5 protein-coding genes and 1 tRNA gene are annotated in these 5,463 nt (G+C 58.2%); 3 read left to right on the forward strand and 3 right to left on the reverse strand.

All coding sequences use genetic code 11. The features are described from left to right. From VN887_12075 to VN887_12085, 3 genes are all read right to left on the reverse strand, one after another. Positions 1-1,076, reverse strand: a 1,076-nt coding sequence (locus tag VN887_12075; protein HXT40741.1) for a hypothetical protein, incomplete at its 3' end; no start/stop codon positions are given. A gap of 796 nt (positions 1,077-1,872) precedes the next feature. Next, a complete protein-coding gene (locus tag VN887_12080; GenBank protein HXT40742.1) occupies positions 1,873-2,271 on the reverse strand; it encodes a hypothetical protein in 399 nt (132 codons plus the stop codon). A gap of 160 nt (positions 2,272-2,431) precedes the next feature. Continuing rightward, positions 2,432-2,519: transfer RNA gene (locus tag VN887_12085), tRNA-Leu, on the reverse strand. Between the two features lie 156 nt (positions 2,520-2,675). Here VN887_12085 and VN887_12090 point away from each other — a divergent pair. From VN887_12090 to VN887_12100, 3 genes are read left to right on the forward strand one after another with little or no spacing between them, the layout of a single operon-like run. Next, positions 2,676-3,992, forward strand: coding sequence for a tyrosine-type recombinase/integrase (locus tag VN887_12090; protein ID HXT40743.1), 1,317 nt, complete (start codon positions 2,676-2,678; stop codon positions 3,990-3,992). After that, positions 3,989-4,918, forward strand: a complete 930-nt coding sequence (locus tag VN887_12095; GenBank protein HXT40744.1) for a hypothetical protein — start codon at positions 3,989-3,991, stop codon at positions 4,916-4,918. The genes VN887_12090 and VN887_12095 overlap by 4 nt, the downstream gene beginning before the upstream one ends. 39 nt (positions 4,919-4,957) lie before the next feature. Beyond that, entirely contained in the window at positions 4,958-5,269 is a 312-nt protein-coding gene (locus VN887_12100) for a hypothetical protein (protein ID HXT40745.1), read from the forward strand. The last annotated feature ends 194 nt before the right edge of the window (positions 5,270-5,463 follow it).

The raw sequence follows: 5,463 nt of genomic DNA on the forward strand, positions 1-5,463 counted from the left end.
CGAAGCTGCTGGATGCGCGCGAAGTTCGCCGTTTCCTTGATCTTTTCTTTGACCGTTGCGATGCCGACCAGTTCATCGAGTTCCTGCAACACCTGCTCCAGTTTTTCCTCCGCGACCGTCCTTGTGCGCCCCGCCGAGGCCGCGTCGTAGTCCTCACAGATCACCGAAATCTGCCGGAGCAAATACTGGATGAAACGATTCTCTTTCGAGGACAAATCGCCGTCGAGATTGGCGAATGCCCGGCAAACCTCCTGGGTCAGGAACTGGTAATAGAAAATCAGCAGGGGCGGCAGCTCGAGCTTGTTGATCACCCGGACCATTTCCGCGAATGAACGGTCCAGTCCCTCCTTGACGCTGTCCGACACGGCATCGTGAAGTTTTGCGATTTTTTCCTTCGAGTTGTCCAGATACTCGGTGATGGCGTCGCGCAAGTGCAGGCCGCTTTGCTGGACGTAACCGCGATTCAGGGCCTGCAATCGTTCGCGATGCGGCACGAGAAAGAGACCGACAAAACCGTTGACCATCTCCTCGGTCCGGTTGCTGTACAGGCAGGCCATCCAGAACTGCGCCGAGGCGTCCGTAATCAGCGAGAACTCGGTGCGCGGGAAGAACACCGACCAGGCGCCGCCCACGATTTCGCGGAAGGAATCAAACAGGGATTCAAGCAGGTCCACCGTGCCGCGCGCGGTCCTCTCGTACGAAAGCTGCGGCGGCGTGAGGATTTCCAGAAACTCGGACATGAGCTTCGCGCTGAACAGGGCCCGCGCCAGTTGCTCGATGGACTTCCGATCACAGTCCGTGACCTGCGCCACTTCCGGGATGCGTCGGCAAAGCTCCTTGAACGACGTCACGTATTGGTTGTCGGAGGAGATGATCTCGGAAGCCTGATCGCTCGCAATGATCCCCAGGTTCTGGAAATGGCCGACGACGTCGGGGGTGGACAGCTTGTTGAAGGAAACCAGATCACCATTGTCGAGGGGCTGCGTCCGGCGGCTTTGGGGATCGCCCATGATGGAAGCGAGCAGCCCGCCCGGCACGAGCGGATGAGTCGAGAAATCTGAGACAAGTGCGTTCATCCTGATGCGATATATGGCCGACAATGGCACCGCGTTGATTGGCGCCGATGGCGGAAGTTGAATCCCCGCGATTTGGTTGGTGATTCTAGTGCGGCGGGTGGCGTGTGTAAATTCCGTTCTTCCCGCAAAAATCCGCATTTGAATCGCAACGAGTGTGTTACCAACCGTCGCTAAAAATGAGGCGATTTTCAGGTTGCTGCGATTCGGCGCGGCTTTGATGTTTCTATTAGGTCTTGTCCGCAACGCTGTGATTGCCGTCTGAGACGGAAGGGGCGGCTCAAAGGGACTGGATTTTTGTGCTTCAATATGCGAACCGGCAGTCGCATAATCATAGTTAGGCGGCTGCGTATGTGCACACAACAGAGCATCAACCGGTCGAACCGCATGTGCGGAGGCTTCTTTATCTTTCTGTCGGTTTACTCGGTCGCACTCTCGGTTATTCACTTTTCTTCGGGGCGCTGGGGACTTGCATCGCTGTTATTGCCCGGAGTTGTGTTTTCCGCCGTGACTGGTTGGTTGGCGCTCAAGAGCACCGTTCGCATTTCTCGCAGCGCCGGTAGTGCTGGGTTGGAGGGCGCTGGGAAACCAGTGCCGGCCAGACCTGCACCGGCTCATCACTTGGCCGCCGCGAAGGATTTGCCACCCTCAAAGAAGACACACTCGCTGACAAAAGACTGAAGTTGAGACGACGCCACCTGACTAGAGCGGCGCAGCGAACAGCCGCCGCGTTTTTCGATTGAGTGTCACGGGCAATTTGGAAGCGCGTCGTGCGCTCCACCGGCGCCTCCGGCGGCTGTCACTGAGCTTGGGCCGAAGGCAGCATCACGCGCATGAAGCGATGCACATATTGTGGAAGAGAGCATCCAAACGAGGCAACTGTGTGTTCGCTTGACCAGCAGCCCTTGGAGTTCATTTCTTCGCCGTCCGGCGCAGCCGACCCCCTCGGTACACAGCCCAGCAAAGGTTGGCCACCGCAGGTTGTTGTTCCGGCCATAGTGTGGCTCATCATGAATTTTCTGCTCATTGGGTTGTTTACCGTCGGAGTGAGCTTTTTGTTCGGATTGCTCACCGCGTTATGGGCCGCGATTGATTGCTCTAGGTTCCGGTCCAGAGGTTCGCGCGTGCTAGGCATCGCCTTCAAGCCGGTCGTCGTGTTCGCAGTAGTCGCCTTTTTCTTGTGGGGGTTCGGATTCATTTGGTATTTGGTTATGCGACACAGAGTCAAGACTGCGCCGATTGATTTGGAGATAGAGAATCCGAAAGTCACCTAACGAGAGTGTTTCAGCGCCGTTGAGTTCGCCGCCAGACCGGACCTTCGCGTCCGTCAATAGGCGCGTGAAAACCGCAGTAAATGTTGGTGCCGGTGGCGGGACTTGAACCCGCACGACTTTTTACGGTCCCAGGATTTTAAGTCCTGTGCGTCTGCCATTTCGCCACACCGGCTTTGTTGTACCCACAATTACTTACATAGTTTGTCCGCGTCCACATTTGACTTTGCTAAGGTATTTGCTAAGGTTCATGGCCGTGCAAGCCGCCGCAACGCCACGCAAACCTCGCCCCCATGCTTACCGTAAAGTCTTCGATTCGCGCAAGCGTCGCGTGCGCGGTTTATGGCGGCGCAACGGGAAATTCTACGCCAATCTTACGGTTATCGACGATCTGGGCCGGGGCTCGTCGAGCTGGGTGCCTCTGAGCGGCGTCACGCTTGACGAGGCCAGGGCGGACTATGCCCGTCTCCTGACCGAGCGCGATGATGACCGGCTGCGGCCGACCGGGATGGTTCCCACCCTGGGCGATTACATCGGATCGACAACGGCGGAACCATCGGGTGAAACGAACTCCGGTGCGGCAACTGAAGCTGGCGACGACGACGATGACGCAACCGCCAAGCGGAGAAAACTTGCCACCTATACGGAGTGTCTGCGCGTCTCCGGCAAGCGCACGAGCACGATCAACAAGGATCTCGGATACCTTCGCCGTTGGAAAAGGGAGCTCGGCCATTTGCGGTTGAACAAAATCCGGCCCCATCACCTGAGCCACGTCCTGACCAAGCTCGCCGGTTCGGATTACTCCGCGCGCACGGTGAATCTTTATCTTATCGGCGTTCGTGGCGTGCTCAAGGCCGCGCTGCGGGACGGTTACCTTAAGCCGCCGCTCCCGTTTGAAGGTCTGGCCTGGCAGCGCGTGAATCAGAAGGCGCGACAACTGGTCACGCCTTCGGAGATCGACCAATTATGTGAAGTCGCGCCGAAAGTCAGCAGGAACGGGCATCAATTCGTGGACTACCTCCGCTTCCTGCAATACTCCGGCGCGCGTCGGTCTGAGGCGTTGCGGGTCCGGTGGCAGGACGTCGATTTTTCGAGCGGCCACGTAACCTTCGGCGCGGAAGGCGACGCCAAAAATCGCGAGGCGCGGCATGTGGACTTCAATCCGAGGCTCGAAACGCACCTGAAGGAAATGTGGAGCCGTCGCCAGCCCGACTCTCAATGGCTCTTCCCCAGTCCGCAACGCGGCGACAGGGACATTTCCACGAAAACCCTTATGGAATCTTTGCGGCTGACCCGCAATGCGGCCGGCTGTGTCTGCCAGCGTTGCCAGCGGCTCACAGTCGGGGCAGCGATCAGGCATTGCGCTCATTGCAAATCCAGGCGCGTTGAGAGAAGGGAGAAGGTCCTGCCGGACAAGCTCCGGAAGTTCGGTTTCCACGACCTGCGCCACCACTTCATCAGTTATGCGGTCATGTCGGGCGTGGACTTCATGACGATTGCCCGCTGGGTGGGCCATAAAGACGGCGGAATCCTGATCGGCAAGGTTTATGGGCACCTGGCCGACGAACACCGCAAGGCCCAGGCTGCACGGCTGAATTTCGGGCCGGTCGTCGTGGCGCCGCCGATAGCGAACGTTCAGACGAAATGATAAAAGCAATCGTTCCGACCGGGGTTGACGGTTCGCTTGAGGAATTCACCATCCATTGTTTCGCCGACAAATGCTGGCGGCTCATTTCCGACCGGTGCGCACTGGTACTCAAACCCGTGTGTGATTCTCTCGCCAGACCGATGGATGGGTGGCCGGTTTTTGAGCGATTGGCGGTGTGGCCCGTGTATTGGGGACTGCCTGATTGTCTCACTGCGGATCACCCCGGGGCCGTCGAGGAACTGAGGCTCAAACACCGTCAGGCTGGCCGGGCGAGACGCAGCGGGCGCTTGCGATGGGAGACCTGGTTGAAGGAATTCGGGAGATGGGAGCTTTGGCATCGCTATCGTACTGCCGAACTGGAAAGAGTCTGGTTGAATTCGCGAACCGGACCGGGATTCAGACTCCTGTTGCTCGCCGGCACGCGTTCGGGCGAGCATCACGTTTCCAGGGCCGTGCTTTCCGCGATTCATTTTCGGGCCGATTTTCAACACGGCAAAGACATTACCACTGCGTATCTTTCAAGCTGTGCCAAGCAACCCCTCCATGTCAGTGAAGCGCGTCTGCTGCCTGCTTTCGTTAGCAACCAGGAAAAGCTCACTACCCAAAAGGAGCTTTCGCGGGGCTGGACAAATAAGGAATATAGCCTCGTCCGCTTGCCCCGCGAAGACGGGGACTTTGGCTTCGTGAACATTCCGCTTGCGCTGCGCCGAATCCTGAAGGTTCTGGACGAAGAACCGGGCAGAACACTTGACGGCGCAACCCTCCACAAACGAGTCGTCGAACTGATAGGCGGCTTCGCGAAGGACTATCGCGTAAGCAAAAGTATGAAATCGAAGAAAGCTGGACGACTCCTTGAAGCGGGCATAATTAAAGTTAGCGGTGATCGTAAGGCGCGGATATATCAACTTAGTCCGCCAATCGTGTAGTCCTTTTTCCCCCTCTTTTCCCCGTAAGCTCCCGTGGCGATGTCACCTCTGATGGTGTTGTTTTCGGGCGTGGCCAACGACAGACCTGCACGAAAAGAGACGAACCCCCAGTTTCTTTCCCTGGATCGCGTCGAGCCGGAGCTCATCGCGCTGCGCCGCTTTCGCGCCGGGCTCGGCGTCGTGCCATCAACAGCCTGGAGATGGATTCAGCGCGGTTGGCTGGGCCAGCCGCTGAATATCGCAGGCCGCCTTTATCTCACCCGCGAGCAAATCGCGGAGTTTAAGCGGCGCGCCGCCGCAGGTGAATTTGCCGCCAGCATCAGACCACCCCGACCGACTCGCCGCGCATGATGTACACCCTTGTCATCCGCCAGGCGGCCGTGGACCGCGCGGGCTTCCTTGGGAAGGTAACACTGGCCGACCTGTGCCTGCTGTACTATTTGAGCGGCTGAGAAGTGCGCCAGGGCAGAGCGCGTTATTTCGCAGGGCAAGCGCTACTGTTGGATCCACTATCCTCACGCCGTCGGGGAATTGCCCCTCGTTTT

This window comes from Candidatus Angelobacter sp., assembly GCA_035607015.1.
Classification (GTDB): Bacteria; Verrucomicrobiota; Verrucomicrobiia; order Limisphaerales; family AV2; genus AV2.

Excerpts from the sequence above, each read along its gene's own strand:
- VN887_12080 (HXT40742.1), bottom strand. The coding sequence starts at position 2,271 with ATGAATCCGAACCCCCACAAGAAAAAGGCGACTACTGCGAACACGACG.
- VN887_12095 (HXT40744.1), top strand. The coding sequence starts at position 3,989 with ATGATAAAAGCAATCGTTCCGACCGGGGTTGACGGTTCGCTTGAGGAA.
- VN887_12100 (HXT40745.1), top strand. The coding sequence starts at position 4,958 with ATGTCACCTCTGATGGTGTTGTTTTCGGGCGTGGCCAACGACAGACCT.